The sequence below is a fragment of the Lysobacter arseniciresistens ZS79 genome (assembly GCF_000768335.1).
Classification (GTDB): Bacteria; Pseudomonadota; Gammaproteobacteria; order Xanthomonadales; family Xanthomonadaceae; genus Novilysobacter; species Novilysobacter arseniciresistens.
On record NZ_AVPT01000002.1, the window covers coordinates 35,219 to 61,715 of the forward strand.

Sequence of the window (26,497 nt, forward strand, 5' to 3'; positions counted from 1 at the left end):
ATTCATCTATTAAAAGGCCTAGCCCGGTGTGCGCAAGTGGTTACTGCCGCCTGATCTGCTTCTGAAACTGAACTTCCTGCTGACCCCTGCACTCTTCCGGAATTAGCGCTATGGCATCAGCATCGCTTGGGGACCAGGTGTTCCCGCCCGTGTGATAGGGGAACCGGCCCATGTCTGCATCATCCTGGCGATGCTCGGCTCGATTGGCATACGCCTGCTGCTCGGGCTCGCCATGCTGGGCCAGGTGCTCATCGAGCATGCGGATGACAGCTTGTTCGTCGCGCATGCGGGATGCCTGGTAGATGGCTTCCATGGGCTCGTCGCGCTCGGGCAGGCCCAAGCCGTCAAAGATGTTGTCGGGTGCTTGTTTCATTACAGTCTCCTGGCCAGGGCCTCTTGGCGGATTTGATGGGTGGCGTGGTGCAATTGATGCGCTTGTAAGGCGGCAATCGTCTTGGCGTTATCGCCGTCAACGGGGGCAAACCCGCAGTCATTGATTGCTAGTGGATTGGCCCCTGCCGCCAGCAACAGTTCGGCCGATGCCGTGTCATTGACCAGGTGCAGCACACTGTTGCCCTGGAAGTTCACTGTCTGTGGATTGGCGCCGTGGTCCAGGAGAACAGGAATGAGGGCGTGGGCTTGATACTCGCAAGCGGTCAGTAGCGCCGTGTTGCCCTCAAAGTCGCTGGCTTCGATGTTCGCGCCGTGATCTAGCAGGTAGGCCACCAGGTCTTCTCTTTGGAGCTTGACGGCATGGTGCAATGGCGTGCCGCGGCGGTGGAATGACTGGCTGATATCCATGCCCTGCTCTTCCACTAGAAGCGCCAACACATGCAGGTGGTAGGTGAAAGCGGGGCTCATGTCGCCGTGCAGCTGGAAGCCTTTGGCGAACATCGCGCGCAACAGTTCTACCTCGCCGTGCTCGACCATGGCTTTGAACACCTGGCGGGCGTGCATATCGGTTAGGCGTGAACCGCCATTGATGAGGGCATGGAAGACGGCGAAGTCTGGGGTCAGTGGACACTTCTGGTGTTCCAGCCACATGCGTTCAAGTGCAGGCACTTCCCTGTCTGCCAGTGCCGTGAATGTCTTGGTGTTGGGGTTAGCGCCCATATCCAGCGCCCGCTGCACATCCACCGGATCCCGGAAGTCGATTGCTTCTGCGAGAAGTGATTGCGCGTTCATGGATCTACCTTTGCAGATAGTTTCATGAGCGCAAGGGGCTGAAATAACGACACCCCCAGCATGGAGACTGGGGGTGTCGGTCCTGACAAGGACTGCGGGCCGACTTCCCCAACGCAATAAGGAGCGTGCCCGTTTGCCAAGGTAATCGGCAATGAAGGGACGTCAATAGGTATGTGAGATATATTTTCAAAAGGCTTGACGGATAGGTTTACGACTTTACCGTCAATCTAGCCCTGGTTCGAGGATCCCGTTCAGTGGCCTAACCCCCACTGACCGGAGTTTCCTATGCAACAGCAACACTCAAAACAGGCCGGCTTCTCGCTGGTCGAAATCCTGCTAGTCCTGGGCATCATTGCCATCCTGGCAATCGCTGCCTTCGTTATCTTCCCCCAAGTGCAAAACGCCAATCGCGCCAACACCGAGCAATCGAATTTGGTGGCCATGTCTGCCGGCATCAAGAACTTGTATGCCGCCACCCGTGATTACTCGTCGCTGACCACGGCTATTGCTAACAAAGCCGGCATCGTGCCCTCCACGATGAATGGCGGGGATTCGGCGGCTGCGACGATTACCTCGTCTTGGAGCCAGGCGGTTTCGATTGGCCCGGGTGCGGCAACAGCCGTCTCACCGACCTTCGCCATCACCTACACCGACATGCCTGCCAAGGTCTGCGCCAAGCTGGTGCCGGGCATGATCCAAAACTTCAAGTCCATCCATGTGCCAGCAACGTCTACGGCTGCCCTGTCTAACGATCCGGCCGCGGTCATCGCTGCGTGCGGAACGGCCGATGTGGATGTGAAGTTTGTGGGGGAGTGAGTTTGACTTGATGACAGGAGCCCCCTTGTGGGGCTCTTGTTGTTTGGAAAAGCGGTAATTGGGCCGTTGGCCCTGTTGGGAGCGGGTGTCGGCTGCTACGCCCTCATGGTGATAGTTGGGGCCTACATGCGCCTGGCGGGTGCTTGGTATTGCCGCGCTGGCGTGGGCGTTGCTTGGGCGAGCTGGTTGGCCTGGAACTGGGTGTGTGCCGCCATGACCCTCGCTTCAAAGTCAGGGTCATAGATGTGATCCAGGGGCGTTTCGCCATCGTTGTTGAGCAAGTAGAGGTTCGCTCCCGCCTCCACCAGGTCGATTGCAGCCTGCTCCTCCAAGGTCATCGTGGCCCAGTGAAGCGGGGACATGCCGAAGCGATCTTGGGCATTGATATCCGCGCCCATCAAGATCAGCGCCTGGCTGGTCTGCGCCTGGCCCATCATGACTGCGGAATGTAAAGCCGTGACACCGCAATCGTCCAGGGTATCGACATGCATGCCCTGCTCGATCAAGACACACATGTGTTCTAGGTGTCCACCTCGGGCGGCCATATGAAGCGGGCTCTCGATCCACTTGTCCAAGTGCCGCTGATACACCTCGTCCGCTTGCTGCCAGAAGCCTAGTGCCGCATCGCCTACCAGGTCATCCCGGATCTTGGGAATGAGGGCGGTGGCGGTGAGGTGGCCTTGGATGGCGTATAGATCCAGGATTTCGGCCTCGGTGTGGTCTGGGTAGTGGTCGGGGTGGGTGGTCATTCCTCCTCCCCTGTCTTGGCCTTAGGCCGGCTACGGGAAAGCGAAGGTTGGGAGCGAATGGCATAGCTCACCGACCGCACTCGACCACCCGCTGTGAAGCTGAATGTCTTGTGCTCTCTATTATCCCAAGCATCGCCATAGACCTCTTCCATAGCAGGTCGAAAAACTTTATTTGACCAATCGTTGAGCTTGATTTCAGTAAGATCCGGTCTACCTATATCCCGCGCCCAAACGCAGTAGTTATTGAAAACGCTTTCTCTTGTGCAAAATTGTGTTGCATTAACAGCCGGCATCCAACCAGCAGCATTGATATAACTCACACCATGATTTACATCCAAAGCATCTAGTTTATTTGCCACCATGGGTCTATTAGCTATTGAACTAGGCTCATCTGGCAAGACGGACAACTTTGACGCGAGCTGTTTCCCGTCAACAAGATCAACAGCTTTACCATGAACAAATTCAGTTGCCCTTGCTGTAAAACCCATCAAGCTCACGATTACTACACGATCCGCGTTGTGATGATGCATCAATCCATAAATCTCACGGACCTCTTTGACATTGACTTTCGACTGCCAGTGCTTGCATTGCACAAGCCAGGTGGTGTCGCCCTTACGAAGAAACACGTCAACGCCACCATCTGCTCCGGATTTCGTCAGTTCAGCGGTCCAACCCTGCCCTTGATATGCCTCGGCAACGGCTTGCTCAAACTCCCCCCAGGTCATCTTGCATAACAGTTCTGCCATCCTGGCGGGATCTCGTTTGGCCTGCAGTTGCATGATCAATCGCTTGAATTGGTCAATCGGCAAGCCTTCGAAGAATGCAAAGGCTTGCTCTTTGGAAATTGGAGCAAAAACACTGCCATCATCAACCTGCGTGAGACTGCCGATGGCAAGGTTCTCACCAATCAGTCGAAGCTGGCAGTCAAATTGAAGCTCGTAATCGCTTCGCTCGTTGATAATGTCATTCATTGTTACTCCTCTGGTTAGTCTTCAAACATGGCGCCGTAGTCCGCATCCTTGTGGACAGGGTGCGGATGGGTTGCAAGTAGCGCTCGGGGGTCGTCTTCGGCCAGCATGGGCGTCCAGTCCAGTTCATAGCCCCAAGCCTGCCCACCCTTGATGCGGCGATTTGAACGCTTACCCAGGTTCACTCCCGGGATTTGACCAAGGCTCCGGACGAGGATGGTGGCGCCGTTTTCACCAAGCGGGCGCTTGAAGTTTTCCTCTGACCACTTGGTGAAGCGAGCCAGGATCTCCGAAGTGGGCTTCCACTTGCCCGGCACGAACCGAACACTCTCCTCCATCACCCAGTCACGAACACTGTCAGAGTTGCGCCGAACGCTCTCGCGATATTCACGCGCAGCTCCTGGAAGCTCTTTCTCGGACATCATTCGTCCACGACGGATGACCCGAAGTGCACCTTCAATCAGCCAGTCCAAGAACATCCGACCTTCTGTTTCCATGATTTTTTCAGCGAACAGCGGATCTTGATCACCTTGGATCTTGTGTGCCCAGTGAACGATACCTAGCCGGCGCAACACGCCATCAGATTTGTCGCGGATATAAGGCTCGGGGTTCGACGTAATGATCCACTTGCCTGTGGATTTATATGACCCGATAGCCTTCTCCATCTTCCGATTGACATAGACGCCATCGCCAGAGACCAGGGGTTTAAATCGGCCCTCGTCCCATTTCTCGCCAATCTCAACCTCTTCGACACGTATCAGTTGCGCACCCACGATGGGCTCCAAGCCGAACTGATCTCCAAGGCTCTCCAAGCGAACGCCAGCAACAGAGGACAGCACCATTTCCACCATCCCAGCAAGGGTGGATTTGCCAGAACCTGCAACGCCCCACCACCATGCCGCCTGTGAATACACACCAGGAAGCAAGCAAACACCACATTGTTCCTGGACCATCAACCTCACTCCCTCGTCGGGCAACGCATGGCAGAGCCAGGCTCCAAACTTCGACTTAGGATTAAACGGAATGGGATTGTGAACTTTGCCGTGAGGCGTTCCGCATTGAATTTTTGTGGCGTAGGTCAGCCCAAGTAATGGATCAGGTGCAATAGATCGAATGCCATCTTTCGTGATTTCTAGATATGCGTCGCCACACGGCACGATGGCCATGTCTTGACGACTAGGATTTGGAAGCTTGTGAGCATCGCGCAGCCGCATGCTAAGCCACTGCCAAAGACCTTTGGCTTTGTGGGGCGTGGCCTTATCAGGCATGTTCGTGTCCAGCCACAAGGCGGCATGCGCATCACCGTCTTCGCCGCCAATGTGCTTCCAATGCAGCCCATTCCAATTGTAGATCATCACCCCACTGCTTCCGGCAACGGTGCTTCCTGCGGATGGGTTGCTAGCTGCCCACCCACCCTCCTTCATCATCGCGTCTGCATAGAGCTTGGCCGCAGAAATTGGTGGTGGTCCTTCGCTCTGCTGCTCCCCAGACGGGTTGCCGCGACGTTTGCGATGTGCCTTGTCGAATGGGGTTACATTCCCAGAAGACTTGACAGAACCGGCTTCTTCATTCAAAAGTGATGGTGCGTAGCCCATACGCTGTTCTCCTATCGAACCCCGCCCTGGCCGGCGGGGTTTGTTTTATGCGGTGATCTTTTTCAGCTTTTCGACGATGGCGTCTCGAACAAAATCGGATCTGTTAGTGTTTTGCTTCATCACCGCTTCGTCCAACTTTTCTGCGATTGGGACCCAGATGCGGATATTGAGAGGAACGGCTAACCTCCGCTGACGTTTCGCGGGAACTGGTGAGGTTTGTTTGGTCATGAACGGATCTCCTCTTGGATGTATTACGGCGGCGATACACCAGCAATAAGGCAAACTGACTAATCGTCAATCCCCTCCCCCAAAGTTTTTTCGATGCCGTTGTCCTGCTGCCACTTGCTGCCACTTGCTGCCAGGTCCAATTCTGGAAATCGAACAAGTGGTAGCAGCTGCAAATGTCTGATTTACTTGATTTATTTTTATGTCACTAGATCTACTGCTGCCACTGCTGCCACTTAATCTTCACTTTTAGGAAAAATCATTTCGAGGAATGTTTAACAGTGGCACTTGCTCTTTTGTCGTTCCCGGCAAGAAAGTCTCAACACTCGAATTTAGTGGCAGCAGTGGCAGCAGTGGCAGCAGCAAGTTTTTCTGGCTTCTTTGAATTTCGTTAAATCATTGATACATAAGGCTTACAGTCAATCGTTGGGTGCTACCACACTTGATAAATCGTTCCCTTTTAACCACTGGCAGCAGTGGCAGCAGTGGTAGCAGCACCTCATCTTTGGAAGTCGCCCACAAAAAAGCCCCCAGGCGGGGGCTTTGAGCAAAACGGCAGAACCGGCAACCGGCTACTTACCTGCGACTTGATTTCCCTTGTATTGGAACATCATCCCCATGACCGATGTGAAGTCGGCATCAGAAAGCGAGGCCAGCGTTCTGGCAAGACCCACCAAACCACCCTTGTCCTTTTGGCCTTGTTCGATGGCTTCAATCTTGCGCGCACTCTCCGCAGGGTTGGGATTGAAGTAGCGGTAGAACGTGTTCAAATCCGTGTGCCCGGAAATACGGGCAACTTCCGCGCCAGTAAGGAATTGGCCAAGTTCCGTGATGCGGGTGTGGCGCAGATCGTGAACCCGAACATCGGATAGCCCCACCCGATACCGGGCTCGCGTCCAGGCTTGGGTTATTGTGTCGGCCCGCAAGCGTTTGCCTTTATCACTAGTGAAGACTGGCCCATGAAGTTTCAACTTCATCAGTTCCTCGGGCTGGTAGATACGATCCGCACCCTTGGGCTGGGCTCTACGCAAGATGACGTCCCGAGCCTGGTTGTTCAAGGGAATGGTTCGATCCTTCTTTTTATCCTTATCGTTGCTCTTGGTGTCGCGCAGGAACGCAGTCATCTTCTTGAAGTCGATATCGCTCCAATCGAGCTTGACCACCTCCGCTCGCCGGGCCGCGGAATATCGCCCAAAGACGATGGCGTCCATCGTGCCCTCTTCCACGCGCCCAAGCTTGGAAACAATCAAATCCCACTCGTCCTCGTCAACCGTGCGCTGACGTCCGCCCTGGGGAGCTAGTCCTTTCACCTTTAGAAGAGGGTTAACGAAATCCACCTTCCATTCGTCCCGGGCACGGGTAAAGACCCCCCGGATGACGGTCAACACCCGCCGCACCGCGTCATTGCCCGCTGGATTGCCATTGCGGTCAAGCAGTCTGCTTTGAAGACTGTTCTTGTTCTGCGTTGATACGAAGTCGTCGTAGCGAAGTTCCTTGACCCATTTGTCCACCAGGTCGGGGAACCCATCCTGATTTTTTCCCTGGGTGCCCTTCCCCAGCAGCATGTTGATAGTGGACTTGGATGTTCTGGACTTGACCGCGATTAGCCCTTTGTCCAGCTCTTCCAGGTATTGCTGCAACATGTCCTTGAACTTCCAGTGGACAACCACCTGGCTCTTGGGCTTGCCGGTGTCGTTGATCGACTTCCACTCTTCAAGCGCCCACGCTTCGGCGTTGGTCTGCTGGACCTTGATGTGCAGGGGTGTCTTGGGCTTGGCGTTCAGATCGACGGGGAAGGGCTTGGTGGGAAGCCTGTTGCTCTTCCCCTCCTTCACCCACCGGATCTTGACCTCCCAACGAGGCTTGCCATCCTCTCGGAAGTAGACCCCAGAGATCGCGCTTGACGGCTTCGGTTTAGGTTTGGTCATGCACCCGGTATCCTTGTTGACTTCGCTACTGCTGTTCTAGTCGTCGGCCCCATAGCTCAACTGGACAGAGCGCACCCCTCCTAAGGGTGAGGTTGGGGGTTCGACTCCCTCTGGGGCCGCCATCTTTGAACAGCGACTTGTCCCTTGCTTGTCCCAGAAGTTGTCAAGGTAGCATAAGTAATTGAGTCCCTTGGCGTTTTTCGGCATGTCCTTTCCCCTCCTAAGGGGAAGGTCACACGTTCGAATCGTGTCGGGGTCGCCATCCACTCGTTTCGCAAGGAGTTCTTGATGACCCACCCCGTCCTCACCGCACTCGGCCTGAGCGGCACCGAATCCGGCACCTACCTCGGCAATGGCGAATGGGCCACGACCGCCGACGCCGGCATCCTCGAGCCGATCAACCCGACCGATGGCGAGGTGCTGGCGCGGGTCCAGGCCTCCTCGCAGGCCGACTACGAGAAGATCGTCGAGCGCGCCCAGGCCGCCTTCAAGGTCTGGCGCAACACCCCGGCGCCGCGCCGCGGCGAGGCCGTCCGCCTGTGCGCCGACGCGCTGCGCGAACACAAGGACGCGCTGGGTTCGCTGGTCGCGCTGGAAATGGGCAAGTCCAAGCCCGAGGGCGACGGTGAAGTCCAGGAGATGATCGACATCGGCGAGTTCGCCGTCGGCCTGTCGCGCCAGCTGTACGGCCTCACCATGCATTCCGAGCGCCCCGGCCACCGGATGTACGAGCAGTGGCACCCGTTGGGCATCGTCGGGATCATCTCGGCGTTCAACTTTCCGGTCGCGGTGTGGGCGTGGAACGCGCTGGTCGCGGCCGCCTGCGGCGACATCTGCATCTGGAAGCCCTCGCCGAAAACCCCGCTGTCGGCGATCGCCTCGGTCAGGATCTGCAACGAGGCGCTGAAGAAGGGCGGCTTCCCGGACATCTTCTTCCTGTTCAACGATGCCGGCACCGACCTCGCCCAGACCTTCGTCGACGACAAGCGCATCGCCCTGGTCAGCTTCACCGGTTCGACCAAGGTCGGCCGCCACGTCGGCGAGCGCGTCGCCAAGCGCATGGGCCGCTCGCTGCTGGAGCTCGGTGGCAACAACGCGATGATCGTCGACGCCACCGCCGACCTGAAGCTGGCGATCCCGGCCATTGTCTTTGGCGCGGTCGGCACCGCCGGCCAGCGCTGCACCACCACCCGCCGCGCCTTCATCCACGAGTCGATCTTCGACGACGTGCTGGCCAAGCTGGTCGCGGCCTACAAGCAGGTCGAGGGCAAGACCGGCGACCCGATGGACCCGGCCAACCTGATGGGCCCGCTCAACAGCCAGGACGGCGTCAAGGCCTACCTGGCCGCGATCGAGAAGGCCAAGGCGGCCGGCGGCAAGGTCGAGACCGGCGGCGCCGCGGTCGACCGCAAGGGCAACTTCGTGCTGCCGACGATCATCACCGGCCTGGCCAACGACTCGGAGGTCGTCCAGACCGAGACCTTCGCGCCGATCCTGTACGTGATGAAGTTCAGCAACCTCGACGATGCGATCGACATGCAGAACGACGTCCCGCAGGGCCTGTCGTCGGCGATCTTCACCCAGAACCTGAAGGCGGCCGAGCAGTTCCTGTCGGTGCGCGGTTCGGACTGCGGCATCGCCAACGTCAACATCGGCACCTCCGGCGCCGAGATCGGCGGCGCGTTCGGCGGCGAGAAGGAGACCGGCGGCGGCCGCGAGTCGGGTTCGGACGCGTGGCGCGCCTACATGCGCCGCCAGACCAACACCATCAACTACTCCGACGAACTGCCGCTGGCCCAGGGCATCAAGTTCGACCTGTAAGGAGCGCCGGGCGATGAGCGACCCCACCCCTCCGCCATTGCCCCCACCGCCGCCGGCCACGCCGGCGGCCGGCCGGACCACCAGCGTGCTGGCGATCGTCAGCCTGGTGTCCGGGTTGCTGGGGTGGACGCTGCTGCCGGTGGTCGGCAGCCTGGTCGCGATCCTCACCGGCCACTTCGCGCGCTCGGAGATCCGGCGCGCGCCGGAGTCGTTCGAGGGTGACGGGTTCGCCGTCGCCGGGCTGGTGCTTGGGTACGCGATGGTGGCGCTGGCGACCCTCGGGATGCTGGCGCTGGTGCTGTTCTTCGGCGGCCTCGCGGCGCTGGTCGCGATGGCCGCGGTGCTGGGCTGAGCATGTACGGACTGGCACGCCCCTGGCTGTTCCGGCTCGATGCCGAGCAGGCCCACGACACCACCCTGCGGATGCTCGACAAGGCCCATGCGAGCGGTCTCGGGCGGTTGCTCGCGCGGCGCCCCGAGCCGCTGCCGACGCGTGCGTTCGGGCTCGACTTCCCCAACCCGGTCGGCCTGGCCGCCGGCCTCGACAAGGACGGCGCCCACATCGACGCGCTGATGGCGCTGGGCTTCGGCTTCGTCGAGATCGGCACCGTCACCCCGCGGCCGCAGGCCGGCAACCCGAAGCCACGCATGTTCCGGCTGCCGGGGCACGAGGGCGTCATCAACCGGCTGGGCTTCAACAACGCCGGCGTCGACGCGCTGGTGCGCAATGTCGAGAAGGCGCAGCGGCGTGGCGCGCTGCTGGGCATCAACATCGGCAAGAACAAGGACACGCCCAACGAAATCGCCGAGGGCGACTACATGTACTGCCTGTCGCGGGTCTATCCGCTGGCGGACTACGTGACGGTCAACATCTCCTCGCCCAACACCGCCGGGCTGCGCGAGCTGCAGGAGGAGCAGCTGCTGCGGCGGCTGGTCGGCACCCTGCGCGAGGAGCAGGAGCGTCTGGGCGCCAAGCACGGCAAGCGCATCCCGATGCTGGTCAAGATCGCCCCCGACCTGTCCGAGGCCGACATCGAGGCCTGCGCGCGGGTGCTGACCGAACTGGAGGTCGACGGCGTGATCGCGACCAACACCACCGTGTCGCGGGCCGGGATCGAAGGCGCGCCGCATGCGGAAGAAACCGGCGGGCTGTCGGGCCGCCCGCTGATGGGCCAGTCCACCACGGTGCTGCGGATGATGCGCACCCGGCTGCCCGAGGCGATCCCGCTGGTCGGCGTCGGCGGCATCCTGTCCGGCGCCGACGCGGTGACCAAGATGGCCGCCGGCGCGACTCTGGTGCAGTGCTATTCGGGGCTGGTCTACCGCGGCCCCGCGCTGGTGCGCGAGTGCGTCGAGGCGATCCGCCGCCGCAAGTTCGCGCCCAGCCGCGGCCCGGTACCGCCGGTCGCATGAGCGGTCCGGTCCGGCTTTTCCGCAACGCGCCCCTGCTCGCACGCAACACTTTCGGCGTCGCCGCGCACGCGGCGGTGCTGGCCGAGGTCGACGACGCGGCGGCGCTGCCCGGGGTCCTGTCCGGTGCGGAGTTCGCCGGTCGCGCGCCGCTGGTGCTCGGCGGCGGCAGCAACCTGCTGTTCGTCGACGACCCGGCCCAGCCGCTGCTGGCGCTGACCGGCCGCGGCGTCCGGGTGCTGGACGACGGCGACACCGCCATCGTGCAAGCCGATGCCGGCGTGCAATGGCACGGCTTCGTACTCGACACCCTCGAGCGCGGCCTGTGCGGGCTCGAGAACCTCGCGTTGATTCCCGGCACGGTCGGCGCGGCGCCGATCCAGAACATCGGTGCCTACGGGGTCGAGGTGCGCGAGTTCGTTCACGCGGTTGAGGCGTTCGAGCCGGCCACCGGCCAGTGGCGGCGGTTCGACCGCGACGCCTGCGCATTCGCCTACCGCGACAGCCTGTTCAAGCACGAGCCCGACCGTTTCATCGTCACCGCGGTCGAGTTCGCCCTCCCCCGCCGACGCGCGCCCAGGCTCGGTTACGCCGGCCTCGGCGACGAACTCGCCGCCTCCGGCATCCACGACCCGACGCCACGGCAGGTCGCCGAGGCGGTGATCGCGATCCGGCGTCGCAAACTGCCCGACCCGGCCGTGCTCGGCAACGCCGGCAGTTTCTTCAAGAACCCGATCGTGCCTGCGGCGCAGGCGCAGGCCCTGCTCGACGCGCATCCGGTGCTGCCGTCGTTCCCGACCGGGGACACCGCACTGCGCAAGCTCTCGGCGGCGTGGCTGATCGATGCCTGCGGCTGGAAAGGCCATCGCGACGGCGACGCCGGCGTGGCGCCCTCGCACGCGCTGGTGCTGGTCAACCACGGCAACGCCAGCGGGCTGCAACTGTTCGACCTCGCCCGGCGCATCGCCGACTCGGTACAGGCGCGGTTCGGCGTCGCACTGGAACCCGAACCGCGCATGGTTGGCGCGCGCTGGTGAGTCCGTGACCGCCTCCCCGGGCTCGACCCCCGCCCGCGCCGCCGCGCTGATGCTGGGCAGCACGGTGTTCTTCGCCTTCATGGTGATCGCCATCCGGCTGGCCTCGGAGAGCCTGCACACCTTCCAGGTGGCGTTCTTCCGCTGCTTCTTCGGCATGCTCGCCACCGCGCCGCTGCTCATCCGGCACGGCCCGGGCCTGCTGCGCACCAAGCACCTGCCGCGTTACGTGGTGCGTTGCCTGGTCGGCACCGCGTCGATGCTCTGCGGCTTCTGGGCGATCGGCAACCTGCCGCTGGCGCAGGCGGTGTCGCTGTCGTACTCGACGCCGCTGTTCGTCACCATCGCCGCGGTGCTGTGGCTGGGCGAGCAGGTCCGCGCCCGGCGCTGGACCGCGGTGGTACTGGGTTTCATCGGCGTGCTGGTGATCGTGCGCCCGGGCACCGAGGGCTTCAGCGCCGGCACCCTGGTGGCGCTGTCGGCGGCGGTGCTCAGCGGGCTGGTGTCGATCCAGATCAAGCAGCTGTCGGCGCTGGAACCGGCCGACCGCATCGTGATGTGGACCACCATCCTGTGGGTGCCGATGTCGCTGGTCCCCGCGCTGACGGTGTGGGAGTGGCCGCAGGGCATCGCGTGGCTGTGGGTGATCGCCGCCGGCGCGCTGGGCACCGCCGGCCACATGCTGTGGACCCGCGCGCTCAAGCTCGGCGAGGTCTCCGCGCTGACGCCGATCAGCTTCATGCAGTTGCCGATCGTGGCGGTGCTGGCGTTCCTGCTGTTCGGCGAGGGCGTGGACCGATGGACGGTGCTGGGCGCCTCGATCATCTTCGGCGCCAACGCCTACATCGCACACCGCGAGGCGACGCTGTCCCGGCGCGCCGCCACCTCGGCACCATCCACCGGCGCCAAGCCGGGCGAGTAGCCGGCGAAAAAGGACCCCGGCGCGTGGCCGGGGTCCGTGTCGCACTTGCTGTTGCGGTTCAACTCAGAACTGCAGGCTCCACAGGTCGAGCTTGCCGCTGTCGTACCAGTAGGCATCGGTCACCCGCAGCTTCCAGGTGCCGTTGGCGCTTTCCGACGACGCGTCCACCGTGTAGACCTCGTCGATGTCGTTGGCACTGCCACCGGTGCGGTTGCGCAGCGTGTAGGTGCTGCCGTCCGGCGCGACGAGACGGATGGTCAGATCGCCCACGTAGGTGTGGTCGATGCTGACGCCGACCTTCAGGTCGCTGGGGGCGTTGCCGCTGACGCCGCTCACGGTGATCGCGCTTTCCACCGTGGCGCGGTCGCGGATCTGCACGTCGGTACCGTTCTCGAAATAGCCACCACCGCCACCGCCGCCGTCACCGTCGAAGCTGCCGGTCAGGCTGACGCCGGAGAACGCGCTGTAACCGCGGATCATCACGTGGTACGTGCCGGCCTGCGGATTGGCGAAACTGCACGATTCGGTGTTGCCGCTGCGGTACGGACGGCAGTCGTAGTTCGACGTGGTCGGCGCCTCGCCGAAGCGCACGTACAGGTCGGCATCACCACTGCCACCGGCCATGTTGAACACCAGGTTGCCGGCGCCGGCCGGGACTTCCAGAGTCCAGAACTGCTCGCTGCCCTGGGCGCCGGCGATACCGGTGGCCGGTACGCCGTTCTCCAGTTCGCCGCCTCCCGGGGGCGGTTCCTCGCCACCGCCGCCATCGCAGCTCACGCCGACCGCGTTGAACGCCGCGGTGACGTCGGCCTCGGAGAAGCCCAGCTCGACCGCACCGGCCTCGACGCCGCAGGCACCCTCGTCGAACGTGGAGTTCGGCTGCCAGTGGAACTGGTTGGCGTAGGCGAACACCTGGAACGCCGTCTTGGCGTCCCAGCCGCTGGTCTTGGCCAGGGTGCAGTAGGCCTTGTTGTACACGCCGCTGGAGTGGTGCACGTCGATGCCGCTGTAGTAGTCGTCGGCGTGGTCGATCGAGTTGCCGTCCTGGGTCGGGTTGCACATGTAGCGCAGCGAACCGTTGCCCTTGAAGATGTCGGCGCCGACCAGGTAATCGGCGCTGCCGCGGTCGAAGAACTCCGCCGCCTCGCCGGCCATGTCCGAGAACGCCTCGTTGATGCCACCGGACTGGTCGCGGTAGACCAGGCCCGAGTTCTGCTCGGTGAAGCCGTGGCTGACCTCGTGCGCGGACACGTCAAGCGACACCAGCGGGTAGAACGTGCTGGCGCCGTCGCCGAAGGTCATCGACGAGCCGTCCCAGAACGCGTTCTCGTAGTTGTTGCCGTAGTGCACGTTCATCTTCAGCCGGAAGCTCAGCGGCGGCACGCCGACGTAGGCGTTGTACATGTCGTAGACCACGCCACCGAAGTGGTGCGCGTCGTTGAGCGGCGAGTACGCGCCGTTGATCTGCTTGACCGTGTTGGTCGGGCAGTTGAACGAGTGGATCGGGCCACTGCTGCCGTGGTTGAAGTTGTGGGTCTCAACGTTGGCGTTGACCATCGAGCAGGTGCTGCCCGACTGCTGCACGTCCAGCGCCGGGTAGTCGGTGCCGTACTGGTACTGGCCGATCTTCTGGTTGCCGCCCGGGCCGTAGCCGTCGGCGAACGCGAGGCCGTCCCACTGGCTCAGCACCTCGCCGGAGTTGGCGTCGATGATCGCGGTGGGGCGCGACGGCTGCTGGCCGTCGACGAAGAACGAGGTCAGGTAGACCAGCCGCGCCGGCCCCTGCTCCGCGTAGACGAACAGGTCCGACTTGCGGTTGCTGACGTTGCCGCCGGCAGCCAGCGACGTGCGGGCGCGGTCAGCCAGGACGGCCTGGGCACGCTGTGCGCTCAGCCGCGGAGTAACCGACGGCAACTCGACCTGCACGTCCTGCAGCACCTGGCCCTGCATGCGCAGCGCGTTGCCCATGCCGTCCTGGACGACGGCAACGCTGTGGCCCCACACCGGCACGCCGCGGTAGGTCTGCTGCATGCGGACCGTGCGCCGGCCATTGCGGGTCGGCGCGGAGCTGCGCGCCGTCAGTGCCATGTCGGCGCCCATGCCGAGCTGGGCGGCGACGCGGTTCATCGGCGTGGCGCCGAGGCTCTGGCGCTGGACCTGCTGCGATTCGGCGGCGTTGGCGCCGGCCATCGCGGCCATGCCCATCGCTGCCACCAGCAGGTTCAAGCGGTACGAACGGAAATAACGTGACATCCCACATCCTCCTTTCCTTGAGAATTCCCGCCACGATCGCGGCGGAACGGATTCAGCATTTCCCCCTGTTCCGTGCCACCGTCCCGCCGGCCGAGGGGCCGGCGGCAACATTCCCGTTGTCCGACGGGTGCACGAACCGTCGCGACCGGTGGGCCGCGACCGGGGCACGCTAGGAATGGCCGGATGGCACGTCAATTTCCGTCGAGGCCCTCACGCGCGCTTAACGTCGGCGGCAGCCGCCGGCGCAAGAAACCTGAACACCAGCAAAACTCCGCAGCACGGGCCTCGCAGGAACGTCACAACGCCGCTGCAGGGCCGCCCATGAATGAAACACAGTTCCAGAAACAGTACTGCGTCGCAGCAAATATTTCCGCGGGATGACAGCGCTCAGCGATGCCAGGGCACGCTACGGAAGCGGAACACCGCGAAGTAGCTCGCCGCCGCCCACACGCTGGCGGCAGCCCAGCCCGCGAGGATGTCGGACGGGTAATGCACGCCCAGGTACACCCGCGAGAAGCCGACCAGCACCACGAACGGCGCCACCAGCAGCAGCACCGGCCAGCGCCAGCGCGTGCGCCAGGCCAGCAGCACCAACACCCACGCCAGCGTCGCCGAGCCCATCGCGTGCCCGCTGGGGAAGCTGTAGGTGACCTCCGGCGCGATCGACTCCCATAGCGACGGCCGCTCCCGCGCGAACAGCAGCTTGGTGCCCACGTTCAACAGCGCCGAGCCGGCCAGCGCGATCGCGGCGAAGGTCGCCTCCGGCAGGCGTCGCCACAACAGCAGCGCGACCACCAGCAGCACGTCGGCCGGCACCACGCCGTACAGGTAGCCGGCGTCGGTGACCGCCACCAGCCAGCGGTCCATGCCGGGGCCGGCCAGCGAGCGCGCCCACAGCAGCAATGGTTCGTCGAAGGCGAGCGGTTCGCTCTCGCGGATCTCGTCGGCCAGTTCGGCGAAGCCCCACATCGGCAGCAGCAGGCCGACGAACACCAGCAGCAGCCGGCCGCCGTGCCGTTGCCACACCTCGCGCAGCAGGCCGCGCTCCAGCCGCAGCGCCGCGGTCAGCGGCAGGCGGTGCAGGCCCTCGGGGTCAGGTCGCTCCGGCGGCACCATAGTGGCGGTCGACGTAGGCGTCGATCAGGCCGACGAACTCCTCGGCGATGTGCTCGCCGCGCAGGGTCACGGTCTTTTCGCCGTCCTCGAACACCGGCGCCGATGGCGCCTCGCCGGTGCCCGGCAGCGAAATACCGATGTTGGCGTGGCGCGACTCGCCGGGGCCGTTGACCACGCAACCCATCACCGCCAGCGTGAGGTTCTCCGCGCCGGGGTGGGTCAGCTTCCACTCCGGCATCCTGGCCCGCACGTGCTCCTGCACGGTCTTCGCCAGCTCCTGGAAGAACGTGCTGGTGGTGCGGCCGCAGCCCGGGCACGCGGTGACCAACGGCGTGAACGCGCGCAGGCCCATGGTCTGCAGCAGCTCCTGGGCGACGATGACCTCGTTGGTGCGCGGCTGGCCCGGCTCCGGGGTCAGCGAGATGCGGATGGTGTCGCCGATGCCTTCCTGCAGCAGCACGCCAAGCGCTGCCGACGAGGCGACGATGCCCTTGCTGCCGATGCCGGCCTCGGTCAGGCCGAGGTGCAGCGCATAGTCGCCGCGCGCGGCGAGTTCGCGGTAGACCGCAATCAGCTCCTGCACCCCCGAGACCTTGGCGCTCAGCACGATGCGCTCGGCCGGCAGGCCGATCTCCACCGCACGGTCGGCCGAATCCAGCGCCGAGCGGATCAGCGCCTCGCGCAGCACCCGGCCGGCGTCCCACGGCTCGGCGCGGTTGGCGTTCTCGTCCATCAGCTGCTTGGCCAGCGCCTGGTCGAGCGAGCCCCAGTTGGCGCCGATCCGGACCGGCTTGCCGTGCTTGATCGCCAGTTCGATCAGGGTCGCGAACTGGCTGTCCTTCCTGCGGCCGAAACCGACGTTGCCGGGGTTGATCCGGTACTTGGCCAGCGCCTCGGCGGCGGCCGGCTCGTCGCTCAGCAGCTGGTGGCCGTTGTAGTGGAAGTCGCCAATCAGCGGCACCTCGGCGCCCATCATCGCCAGCCGGTCGCGGATGCGCGGCACCGCGGCGGCGGCCTCGGCGGTATTGACGGTGATCCGCACCAGCTCCGACCCGGCGCGCCACAGCTCGGCGACCTGCCTGGCGGTCGAGGCGACGTCGGCGGTGTCGGTGTTGGTCATCGACTGCACCACCACCGGCGCGCTGCCGCCCACCTGCACGCCGCCGATGGTCACGGCGCGGGTGTGGCGCCGCGGTTGCGGGCCGAAAAGCGGGTGGGCGCAGGGGGGATTGGCGTCGGAATTCATGCCGCGCATTGTACTGCGGCCGCGTGACCCGCCCGGGACGCTGCGTTACGGTATCCGGCCGCCCCGCCGGCCCGGTCATGCCCCTCGACGACCCCAACCACGTGCTCACCCCGAGCCAGCTCAACACGCTGGCGCGCGACCTGCTGGAGGGCGCGTTCCCGCTGGTGTGGATCGAGGCGGAACTGGGCAACGTCGCGCGGCCGGCGTCGGGCCACCTGTATCTCACGCTGAAGGACGCCCGCGCGCAGGTCCGCGCGGCGATGTTCAAGCCCAGGAGCAGCTGGCTGAAGTTCGTCCCGCGCGAGGGCATGCGGGTGCTCGCCCGCGGCCGGCTGACCCTGTACGAGGCCCGCGGCGAGTACCAGATGGTGCTCGACCACATGGAGGAGGCCGGCGAAGGCGCGCTGCGGCGGGCATTCGAGGAGCTGAAGGCGAAGCTTCAGGCCGAGGGGCTGTTCGACGACGCCCGCAAGCGGCCGCTCCCGGCGTTCGCCGCGCGTATCGGCGTGATCACCTCCCCGACCGGCGCCGCCGTGCGCGACGTGCTGAGCGTGCTGGCGCGGCGTTTCCCGCTGGTCGAGGCCGACGTGCTGCCGGTGCAGGTGCAGGGAGCGACCGCGGCCGCGCAGATCTGCCGGATGCTGCAGCGCGCGGCCGACTCGGGCCGCTACGACGTGCTGGTGCTGGCCCGTGGCGGCGGCTCGCTGGAGGACCTGTGGGCGTTCAACGACGAGGCCCTCGCCCGCGCGGTCGCGGCCTCCCCGGTGCCGGTGGTGTCGGCGGTCGGCCACGAGACCGACTTCAGCCTCGCCGACTTCGCCGCCGACCTGCGCGCGCCGACGCCGTCGGTCGCGGCGGAACTGCTGGTGCCGTCCCGCGACGACCTCGACCGCCGCCTGCGCGGACTCGACAACCGCCTGCGGCAGTTGCAGGCGCAGCGGTTGCGCCAGGCCATCCAGCGCACCGACCGCGCCGCCCTGCGCCTCAATGCGCTGCGACCGCAGGCCCGCCTGGAACTGCTGTGCCGCCGCCAGGCCGAGGGCCTGCGCCGGCTCGCCGCGGCGTGGCAGAAGCGGTTGGATCACGAGCGCGCCCGCGTCCGCCATGCCGACGCGGTGCTGCGCGCGGCACATCCGCAGCGGCGCATCGCCCGCCTGCGCGAGCGGCTGGCCGCGCTGTCGCCGCGCCCGCAGGCCGCGATCGCCCGCCGGCTCGGCAACGAGGCGCTGCGGCTGCGCGGGCTGGCGCGTTCGCTGGAAGCGGTCAGCCCCTTGGCGACGGTCGCCCGTGGCTACGCGATCCTCCAGCACGACGACGGCCGCGTGGTGCGCAGCGTGCTCGATGCCGCGCCCGGCGACGCGCTCGACGCGCGCCTGGCCGACGGCACGCTGCGCATGAAGGTCGAGCCCCACCGGTAGCCTCGTCGCCTTGCGCTAACGCGGCCCCGTCCACAGTGCGCAATCCACTCGCACGATGGAGGCAGCATGGCGAAGGCGTCCGACCTGTTCGTGGCCGCACTGGAAGCCGAGGGTGTCGAAACCATCTTCGGGGTGCCCGGCGAGGAAAACCTCGACCTGCTGGAATCGCTGCGCACCTCTTCCATCCGGCTGGTGCTGACCCGCCACGAACAGGGGGCCGGCTTCATGGCCGCGACCTTCGGCCGGCTGACCGGCCAGGCCGGCGTCTGCCTGTCCACGCTCGGCCCGGGCGCGACCAACCTCGTCACCGCCGCGGCCTACGCCCAGCTCGGCGCGATGCCGATGCTGATGATCACCGGGCAGAAGCCGATCAGGTCCAGCAAGCAGGCGCATTTCCAGATCGTCGACGTGGTCGGCACGATGCAGCCGCTGACCAAGTACACGCGGCAGATCGTCTCCGCCGACAGCATCCCGGCACGGGTGCGCGAGGCGTTCCGGCGCGCGGAGATGGAGCGCCCCGGCGCGACCCATCTCGAACTGCCGCAGGACATCGCCGGCGACACCACCGACGCGCGCCTGCTGCCCCGGTCGTACTCGCGCCGGCCGGTCGCCGAGGAGAAGGCGATCGCGCGCGCCGCCGAGGTCATCGCGCAGGCGCGGCGGCCGCTGCTGATGCTCGGCGCCGGCGCCAACCGCAAGAGCACCTGCCGCTGCCTGCGTGCCTTCGTCGACAAGCTCGGAATCCCGTACTTCACCACCCAGATGGGCAAGGGCGTGCTCGACGAGGACGACCCGCTGTGGCTGGGCTGCGCGGCGCTGTCGGACCACGACTTCGTGCACCGCGCGATCGACGCCGCCGACTGCATCATCAACATCGGCCACGACGTGATCGAGAAGCCGCCGTTTTTCATGAAGCACGATTTCATGCGCGAGGGCGGGCGCACCGTCATACACGTCAACTACGAGGGTGCCGTGGTCGACGCGGTCTACTTCCCGCAGGTCGAGGTGGTCGGCGACATCGCCAACGCGGTCTGGCAGATCACCGAAGCGGTGGAGCCGCAGCCGCACTGGGACTTCGGCTTCTTCCTGCGCGTTCGCGACGCGCTGGCCGACGACATCCGCCGCCGCGCCGGCGATGACCGCTTCCCGCTGACCGTGCCCCGGCTGGTCGCCGACCTGCGCGGGGCGCTCGGCGAGCGCGACATCGTCTGCCTCGACAACGGCCTGTACAAGATCTGGTTCGCACGCAACTACCGCTGCCGCAAGCCCAACACCCTGCTGCTCGACAACGCGCTGGCGACGATGGGCGCCGGCCTGCCCTCGGCGATCGCCGCGCGCATGGCGCACCCCGACCGGCGCGTCGTGGCGGTATGCGGCGATGGTGGCTTCATGATGAACTCGCAGGAGCTGGAGACCGCGGTGCGGCTCGGCGTCGACATCACCGTGCTGGTGCTGCGCGACAACGCCTACGGCATGATCAAGTGGAAACAGGCGCACGAGGACTTCCCCGAGTTCGGCATGGACCTGGGCAACCCCGACTTCGTCCGGTATGCCGAAAGCTACGGCGCGCGCGGACACCGGCCCGGCAGTGCGGCGGAGTTCGCGCAGGTGCTGCGCACCGCGCTGGACGCGCCCGGCATCGACCTGGTCGAGGTGCCGGTGGACTACGGCGACGACGACCGCATCATCAACGAAGAGATCCCGCGGCTGAGCGCGGCGATCGACCAGCCATAAGCAACGCACCCTCACGGACGGGAGATACCCATGCCCAGCCTGAAAAAGACCTACCCCCACTACGTCGCCAACAGGCCGCTGACGCCCAACAGCGACCTGGAAGTGTTCGACAAATACACCGGCAAGCGCGCCACCCGGGTGCCGCTGGCCGACGCCGCGACCGTGCGCAAGGCGATCAGGGCCGCGTTCGACGCGCGCGAGGCGATGGCGAAGTTCCCGCCCTACGCTAGACGGATGGTGCTGGAACACTGCGTGGAGCGCTTCGAGAAGCGCCGCGAGGAGCTCGCCTTCGCCCTGTGCATCGAGGCCGGCAAGCCGATCGCGGATGCACGTGGAGAGGTATCGCGGCTGATCGACACCTTCCGCATCGCCGCCGGCGAAGCCACCCGCATCGACGGCGAGGTGCTGGAGCTGGAGATCGGCGAGCGCACCGCCGGCTACCGCGGCATGACCAGGCGCGTGCCGGTCGGCGTGTGCAGCTTCATCACGCCGTTCAACTTCCCGCTCAACCTGGTCGCGCACAAGGTCGCGCCGGCGATCGCGGCGGGCTGCCCGTTCGTGCTCAAGCCGGCGACCAAGACGCCGGTCGGCGCGCTGATCATCGGCGAGGTGCTGGCCGAGACCGACCTGCCCAAGGGCGCGTTCTCGGTGATCGCCTGCACCGACGAGGACGCCGCACCGCTGGTCGAGGACGAGCGCATCGCGCTGTTGAGCTTCACCGGCGGCCCGGTCGGCTGGAAGCTCAAGGCCAACGCCGGGCGCAAGAAGGTGGTGCTGGAGCTGGGCGGCAACGCCGCGTGCATCGTCGACGCCGACCCCGGCCGGCCGCTGGATTTCGTGGTCGACCGGCTGGTCTCGGGTGCCTACTACCAGTCGGGGCAGAGCTGCATCAGCGTGCAGCGCATCATCGTCCACCGCGACCGCTACGACGAGCTGCGCCGCAGGCTGCGCGCCGCGACCGGCAAGCTGAAGATGGGGGACCCGCGCGACGATGAAGTATTCGTCGGGCCGATGATCGACGAGGCCTCGGCGCAGCGCGTCGAGGACTGGATCGCCGCCGCGCGCAAGGGCGGCGCGAAGAAGCTCGCGGGCGGGCCACGCGAGGGCAACATGCTGCCGGCGTGGCTGCTGGAGAACGTGCCGCGCGACAGCGACCTGTACCGCAGGGAGGTGTTCGGCCCGGTCGCGTTCCTCGAACCGTTCGACGGCTTCGACCAGGCACTGGCGATGGCCAATGACAGCGACTTCGGCCTGCAGGCCGGCGTGTTCACCGCCAGCCTCGACCACGCGATGCGCGCCTGGGATCGGCTGGAGGTCGGCGGCGTGGTGGTCGGCGACATCCCGAGCTTCCGCGTCGACAACATGCCCTACGGCGGGGTGAAGGGGTCGGGTCTGGGCCGCGAGGGCGTGCGTTATGCGATCGCCGACATGACCGAGCCGCGGCTGCTGGTGATCCGCGGCGGGTGACGGCAACCCCGTTTTCCGGCCGTGTCCGTTTGCCTCCATGCACGGACCCCGGAGACCGACATGCGCCACACCGCCAGCCAGACCCGCAGCACCCACGCCATCCGCCGCCCCGCCACCCACACACTGGCCGCCGGCCTGCTCGCGGCGCTCGTCGCGGGCTGCAGCACCACCCACGAGTCTCCGGTCGCCGAGGAGGCCGGCCCCTTCGCGCAGGCCTACCGCGGCGCACCGTCGCCGGACGCCGCACGCCGTGCAGCGCCACCGGCCCCACCGGCGCCGGCACCGACCGCAGCACTGCGGATGGTCGCGCCGTCGGGCGCCATGCCGTTCCCGCCGCCCGCGGCACCCCCAGCCAACACCGAGAACTACGCCGACATCGACGACAACCCGGTCCACCGCACGTCCGCGCAGCCGGTCTCCACCTTCTCGGTCGACGTCGACACCGGCAGCTACAGCAACGTGCGCCGGATGCTGCTCGACGGCGTGCGCCCGCCGGCCGACGCGGTGCGCGCCGAGGAGTTCATCAACTACTTCGACTACGGCCACCCCGCGCCGGTGAGCCGGGACGCCCCCTTCCGCGTCAGCACCGAACTGGCGCCGGCGCCGTGGAATGCAAAGCGGCAGCTGCTGATGATCGGCATCAAGGGCTACGACATTCCGCGCGAGCAGCTGCCGCCAGCCAACCTCGTGCTGCTGGTCGACACCTCCGGCTCGATGCAGTCGGCCGACAAGCTGCCGCTGCTCAAACGCGCGTTCGGCATGCTGGTGCGCCAGCTGCGACCGCAGGACACGCTGTCGATCGTTGCCTACGCCGGGTCGGCCGGGCTGGTACTGCCGCCCACCGCCGGCGACCGCCAGGGCGAGATCCTCGCCGCGCTGTCGCGGCTGCAGGCCGGCGGCAGCACCAACGGCGGCGAGGGCATCGCGCTGGCCTACGACCTTGCTCGGCAGTCCTTCGTGGAGGGTGGCAGCAACCGCGTGCTGCTGGCGACCGACGGCGACTTCAACGTCGGCACGGTCGACCAGGGCGCGCTGGAGACGCTGGTCGCCGACCAGCGCGCCAGCGGCATCGCGCTGACCACGCTCGGCTTCGGCACCGGCAACTACAACGACGCGCTGGCCGAGCGGCTGGCCGACCTCGGCAACGGCAACCACGCCTACATCGACAGCGCCCTGGAGGCCCGGCGGGTGCTGGTCGAGGCGATGGGCTCGACCCTGGCGACGATCGCCAGCGATGTGAAGGTGCAGGTCGAGTTCAACCCCGCGGTGGTCGCCGAGTACCGCCTGGTCGGCTACGAGAACCGGTTGCTGCGCAACGAGGACTTCGCCAACGACAAGGTCGATGCCGGCGAGATCGGTGCCGGCCACGAGGTCACCGCGCTGTACGAGATCACCCCGGTCGGCTCCGGCGCGGCACGGCTGCCGGAACTGCGCTACGGCGACAAGGCCGCGCGCACCGAGGCAGGCACCCACGAAGTCGCCCACGTCCGGCTGCGCTACAAACAACCCGGCGCCACCGACAGCCGCCTGCTGGAAACGCCGGTGCTGCGCAGCCAGCTGCGCGAAGCGCCAAGCGACGGCCTGCGTTTCGCCGCCGCGGTCGCCGGCTTTGCCGACCTGTTGCGGGGTGGCAGCCGCACCGACGGCTGGGGCTGGGACGGCGTGCTGGCCAGCGCGCGCGATGCGCGGGGTGGCGCGGCGCCGGGGCTGCGCGCGGAGTTCGTCGAACTGGTGGAGCTCGCGCGGCCGCTGGTGGAGGTTGCCGCGCCGGCGAGCGGTAGGGACGAGGCCACCGCGGCTGCCGCCGGCGGCTGACCCTCAGCCGGCCGGGTCGTCCACGGCCGTCCCGCGCATCCGGCCCGCGGGACGGCCCAGCAGGTAGCCCTGCCCGTGCTCGCAGCCGAGGTCGGACAGCACCGCGAGCTGCTGTTCGGTCTCGATGCCCTCGCCGATGGTGTGGATGCCGAGCGTGCCGGCCAGCGCCTGGATCGCGCGGACCACGGCGACGCTCTCGTTCTCGGTGCCGCTGGACAGGCCGGCGACGAAGCTGCGGTCGATCTTCAGGCACTCGATCGGGAACCGGTGCAGGTACGACAGCGCCGAGTAGCCGGTGCCGAAGTCGTCCAGCTGCGCCAGCACGCCGTGGTTGCGCAGCGTGCGCAGCGTATGGAGCGCACGCGAGACGTCGTCCAGCAGCGCGACCTCGGTGATCTCGATGCGCAGCCGGCGCGGGTCGGCGCCGGCACTGTCGATCATGCGCATCAGCCGGTCGGCGAAGTCGACCGTGCGGAAGTGGCGCGGCGAGACGTTGACCGAGATGTAGCCCTCGCCGCCACGCGCCAGCTGCGCGATCACCTGGCCGTACATCAGCCAGTCGACCTCCTCGATCAGGCCGTTGTCCTCGCCCAGGCCGATGAAGTCGCCCGGCAGCAGCAGGCCGCGGGTCGGGTGGCGCCAGCGCAGCAGGGCCTCGTGGCCGATCACCGCGCGGTCTGCCAGGCGCACGATCGGCTGGTAGTGGGCGATGAAGTTGTCACCGTTGATGGCGCGGCGCAGGTCGGCCTCCAGGTCGAGGATCCGCATCGCCTGCTCGCGCATGTCCTCGTCGAACACCGCCCAGCGGTCGCGGCCGGCGGCCTTGGCGCGGTACATCGCGGCGTCGGCGTCGCGCAACAGCTCGGCGCCGCTGTCGTAGCGCGGGTGCCACAGTGCGATGCCGAGGCTGGCCGACGGGAACACCTCGCGCCCGGCGATCCAGCACGGCTGGCCGAGCGCCTGCAGCAGCCGCTGCGCCAGCCCCTCCGCGACGTGCACTCCGTCGATGCGCTCCAGCAGGATCGCGAACTCGTCGCCGCCCAGCCGCGCCACGGTATCGCCGGCACGCGCGGTCGCGACGATCCGCCGCCCGGCCTCCACCAGCAGCTCGTCGCCGGCGGAATGGCCGACGCTGTCGTTGATCAGCTTGAACCGGTCCAGGTCGAGGAACAGCACCGCGAACGTCGGCGGCCGTTCGCCGAGGTCGCGGTGGTTCCAGTCGCCACGGGCGCGGGTGATCGCCGCGGCCAGCCGGTCCAGCAACTGGTGGCGGTTGGGCAGCCCGGTCAGCGCGTCGTGCCGCGCCTGGTGGGTCAGCTGCTGCTCGGCGCGCACGCGTTCGCCGATCTGTTCCATCAGCTCGGCATTGGCCATCGCCAGTTCGCGGGTGCGTGCCTCCACGCGTTGCTCGAGCTCGGCATGCGCGGCGACCAGCCGGTCCTGGCCCTGCTTGCGCGCCAGGCCGATGCTGATGTGGTGGGCGACGAAGGTCAGCAGGTCCTGGTCGCGCGGGGTGAAGGTGATCGCCGCCGAGTAGCTCTGCACCGCGATCACGCCGACCACCGCGTCGTCGCGGTACAGCGGCACGCCGAGCCAGCACTGCGACAGCGAACCGTGGCTGCGCAGCTGGCCCTGCGCCTCCAGCTGCGCGATCAGGTGGCGGTCGGCCAGCAGCGCGGTGCCGGTGTGGATCACGTACTCGGTCATGCCGCCGCCGAGCCGGCGGCTGACGCGAGCGAAATCGCGCTCGTCGATCGAGTACGGGAATTCCAGCCGCTCGCCGTCGTCGGACAGCAGCGCGATGTAGAAGTTGCGCGCGTACAGCAGCTCGCCGACCACGTCGTGGACCTGCGCGTAGAAGCGCTCCAGCGTGTCGGAGGTGATCGACAGCTCGGCGATGCGGAACAGTGCGCGCTGCAGCCGCTCGGCCCGCTGCCGCTCGACGATCTCGGCCTGCAGGTCGCGGTTGCTCAGCTGCAGGGCGTGGGTGCGCTCGCGGACGCGGCGCTCGAGCTCCTCGCGGGCCTGGTGGCGGTCCAGCGCGGTCAGGATGTGCTGGGCGACGAAGACCAGCAGCGCCCGCTCCTCGTCGCCGTAGCTGTGGGGCCGGTCGTAGCTCTGCACCACGATCGCGCCGCAGACCTGGCCGTCGCGGCGCATCGGCACGCCCAGCCAGTCCTGGCTGTCGGGGCCGTGGGCCTCGTCATAACCGACCCCCAGCTGCGCGCGCACCTCGTCGGACGACCCGCGCACCGGCTCGCCGTGGTGCAGCAGCGCCCGGGTCAGGCTGGTGGACATCTCCGAGCCGAGGATCTCGCGCTCCGGATCGGCCTTGAAGGTGTCGATCCGGTCGGCGAAATAAAGGAAGCGCAGACTGTCGCGGGCCGCGTCGAACAGCACGATGTAGAAGTTCTCGGCGTACATCAGGCCGCCGACGACGCCGTGGATGCGGGCAAGCATGTCCGCCATTTCCAGGTCGGAACCGGCCAGGTCGGCAATCTCGTACAGCGCCTGCTGCAGGCGCTCGGACTTTTCCAGCGACTCGACCCGCGCCCGCGCGCGCCGCAGCTCGTCGGCCAGCGCGCCGCGGCCGGACGCATCGTCCGGCGGGCCCGCCCCGTCCGCGCTGGTGTCTTGTCCGCCGGTTTCCTGCACCGTCTACCGCCCCCTGTACCACTGCAGCATAGCCGCCAGCGGCAGGCCGTGCGCGGGCCGCGGCGTGATGCCCGCGCCACAACCCCGTTGCCCGTCCCCGGACGTTGGTCCGTACATGGAAGCCACCTTCGGCGCGATGC

General features: G+C 66.2%; 21 protein-coding genes and 1 tRNA gene. 11 read left to right on the forward strand and 11 right to left on the reverse strand.

Annotated features, from left to right (window positions below; translation table 11 throughout):
• Nucleotides 1–40: 40 nt before the first annotated feature.
• Nucleotides 41–373 (reverse strand): hypothetical protein, encoded by a 333-nt coding sequence (locus N799_RS01575; RefSeq protein WP_036206915.1) that lies wholly within the window; start codon nucleotides 371–373, stop codon nucleotides 41–43.
• Nucleotides 373–1,185 (reverse strand): ankyrin repeat domain-containing protein, encoded by an 813-nt coding sequence (locus tag N799_RS14235; protein ID WP_081974637.1) that lies wholly within the window; start codon nucleotides 1,183–1,185, stop codon nucleotides 373–375. Before N799_RS14235 ends, N799_RS01575 begins: the two co-directional genes overlap by 1 nt.
• Nucleotides 1,186–1,470: 285 nt before the next feature.
• Between N799_RS14235 and N799_RS01585 the strand changes: the two genes are divergently transcribed.
• Nucleotides 1,471–2,001 carry a type 4 pilus major pilin gene (locus N799_RS01585; protein ID WP_052100959.1) on the forward strand — a complete coding sequence of 177 codons (531 nt, stop codon included), beginning with the start codon at nucleotides 1,471–1,473 and terminating at the stop codon, nucleotides 1,999–2,001.
• Nucleotides 2,002–2,123: 122 nt separating this feature from the next.
• Here the strand turns inward: N799_RS01585 and N799_RS14240 are convergent, their stop codons facing one another.
• From N799_RS14240 to N799_RS01595, 5 genes are all read right to left on the reverse strand, one after another.
• A complete protein-coding gene (locus N799_RS14240; protein WP_052100960.1) occupies nucleotides 2,124–2,750 on the reverse strand; it encodes an ankyrin repeat domain-containing protein in 627 nt (208 codons plus the stop codon).
• The gene (locus N799_RS14595; RefSeq protein ID WP_081974638.1) at nucleotides 2,747–3,721 is read right to left on the reverse strand and encodes a restriction endonuclease; all 975 of its coding nucleotides are present in this window, start codon (nucleotides 3,719–3,721) and stop codon (nucleotides 2,747–2,749) included. The genes N799_RS14240 and N799_RS14595 overlap by 4 nt, the downstream gene beginning before the upstream one ends.
• Before the next feature lie 14 nt (nucleotides 3,722–3,735).
• A complete protein-coding gene (locus tag N799_RS15100; protein ID WP_152597777.1) occupies nucleotides 3,736–5,313 on the reverse strand; it encodes a DUF5906 domain-containing protein in 1,578 nt (525 codons plus the stop codon).
• Nucleotides 5,314–5,358: 45 nt separating this feature from the next.
• On the reverse strand, nucleotides 5,359–5,541 hold the full coding sequence (locus N799_RS15105) for a ribbon-helix-helix protein, CopG family (RefSeq protein ID WP_152597778.1): 183 nt from the start codon (nucleotides 5,539–5,541) through the stop codon (nucleotides 5,359–5,361).
• Between the two features lie 569 nt (nucleotides 5,542–6,110).
• Nucleotides 6,111–7,466, reverse strand: a complete 1,356-nt coding sequence (locus N799_RS01595) for a tyrosine-type recombinase/integrase (RefSeq protein WP_081974639.1) — start codon at nucleotides 7,464–7,466, stop codon at nucleotides 6,111–6,113.
• Between the two features lie 45 nt (nucleotides 7,467–7,511).
• Here N799_RS01595 and N799_RS01600 point away from each other — a divergent pair.
• The 6 genes from N799_RS01600 to N799_RS01625 all read left to right on the forward strand — a co-directional run bounded on the left by N799_RS01600 (nucleotide 7,512) and on the right by N799_RS01625 (nucleotide 12,653).
• Nucleotides 7,512–7,588, forward strand: a tRNA-Arg gene (locus tag N799_RS01600).
• 166 nt (nucleotides 7,589–7,754) lie between these two features.
• Complete coding sequence (amaB, locus tag N799_RS01605) at nucleotides 7,755–9,287, forward strand: L-piperidine-6-carboxylate dehydrogenase (protein WP_036206917.1); 1,533 nt, start codon at nucleotides 7,755–7,757, stop codon at nucleotides 9,285–9,287.
• 13 nt (nucleotides 9,288–9,300) lie between these two features.
• On the forward strand, nucleotides 9,301–9,639 hold the full coding sequence (locus tag N799_RS01610; protein ID WP_052100964.1) for a DUF4190 domain-containing protein: 339 nt from the start codon (nucleotides 9,301–9,303) through the stop codon (nucleotides 9,637–9,639).
• A gap of 2 nt (nucleotides 9,640–9,641) precedes the next feature.
• On the forward strand, nucleotides 9,642–10,700 hold the full coding sequence (locus N799_RS01615; protein ID WP_036206919.1) for a quinone-dependent dihydroorotate dehydrogenase: 1,059 nt from the start codon (nucleotides 9,642–9,644) through the stop codon (nucleotides 10,698–10,700).
• Nucleotides 10,697–11,734 (forward strand): UDP-N-acetylmuramate dehydrogenase, encoded by a 1,038-nt coding sequence (gene murB / locus N799_RS01620; protein WP_036206921.1) that lies wholly within the window; start codon nucleotides 10,697–10,699, stop codon nucleotides 11,732–11,734. The genes N799_RS01615 and murB overlap by 4 nt, the downstream gene beginning before the upstream one ends.
• 49 nt (nucleotides 11,735–11,783) lie before the next feature.
• On the forward strand, nucleotides 11,784–12,653 hold the full coding sequence (locus N799_RS01625; protein ID WP_052101050.1) for a DMT family transporter: 870 nt from the start codon (nucleotides 11,784–11,786) through the stop codon (nucleotides 12,651–12,653).
• Nucleotides 12,654–12,716: 63 nt separating this feature from the next.
• Here N799_RS01625 and N799_RS01630 read toward each other — a convergent pair whose 3' ends face one another.
• The 3 genes from N799_RS01630 to ispG all read right to left on the reverse strand — a co-directional run bounded on the left by N799_RS01630 (nucleotide 12,717) and on the right by ispG (nucleotide 17,268).
• A complete protein-coding gene (locus N799_RS01630) occupies nucleotides 12,717–14,906 on the reverse strand; it encodes a M4 family metallopeptidase (protein ID WP_036206940.1) in 2,190 nt (729 codons plus the stop codon).
• A gap of 387 nt (nucleotides 14,907–15,293) precedes the next feature.
• Nucleotides 15,294–16,022 (reverse strand): phosphatase PAP2 family protein, encoded by a 729-nt coding sequence (locus N799_RS01635; RefSeq protein ID WP_081974640.1) that lies wholly within the window; start codon nucleotides 16,020–16,022, stop codon nucleotides 15,294–15,296.
• A complete protein-coding gene (gene ispG / locus N799_RS01640; protein WP_052100966.1) occupies nucleotides 16,000–17,268 on the reverse strand; it encodes a flavodoxin-dependent (E)-4-hydroxy-3-methylbut-2-enyl-diphosphate synthase in 1,269 nt (422 codons plus the stop codon). Before ispG ends, N799_RS01635 begins: the two co-directional genes overlap by 23 nt.
• Before the next feature lie 77 nt (nucleotides 17,269–17,345).
• On the opposite strand from ispG, the gene xseA reads away from it, so the two are divergent.
• From xseA to N799_RS01660, 4 genes are all read left to right on the forward strand, one after another.
• On the forward strand, nucleotides 17,346–18,686 hold the full coding sequence (gene xseA / locus N799_RS01645; RefSeq protein WP_036206942.1) for an exodeoxyribonuclease VII large subunit: 1,341 nt from the start codon (nucleotides 17,346–17,348) through the stop codon (nucleotides 18,684–18,686).
• A gap of 66 nt (nucleotides 18,687–18,752) precedes the next feature.
• Nucleotides 18,753–20,420 (forward strand): acetolactate synthase large subunit, encoded by a 1,668-nt coding sequence (locus N799_RS01650; protein ID WP_036206945.1) that lies wholly within the window; start codon nucleotides 18,753–18,755, stop codon nucleotides 20,418–20,420.
• A 30-nt stretch (nucleotides 20,421–20,450) separates the two neighbouring features.
• Nucleotides 20,451–21,887, forward strand: a complete 1,437-nt coding sequence (locus tag N799_RS01655) for an aldehyde dehydrogenase family protein (protein ID WP_036206947.1) — start codon at nucleotides 20,451–20,453, stop codon at nucleotides 21,885–21,887.
• Between the two features lie 60 nt (nucleotides 21,888–21,947).
• Nucleotides 21,948–23,702, forward strand: a complete 1,755-nt coding sequence (locus N799_RS01660; RefSeq protein WP_081974641.1) for a vWA domain-containing protein — start codon at nucleotides 21,948–21,950, stop codon at nucleotides 23,700–23,702.
• A 3-nt stretch (nucleotides 23,703–23,705) separates the two neighbouring features.
• Here the strand turns inward: N799_RS01660 and N799_RS01665 are convergent, their stop codons facing one another.
• Nucleotides 23,706–26,357 (reverse strand): bifunctional diguanylate cyclase/phosphodiesterase, encoded by a 2,652-nt coding sequence (locus N799_RS01665; protein ID WP_081974642.1) that lies wholly within the window; start codon nucleotides 26,355–26,357, stop codon nucleotides 23,706–23,708.
• Between the last annotated feature and the right edge of the window lie 140 nt (nucleotides 26,358–26,497).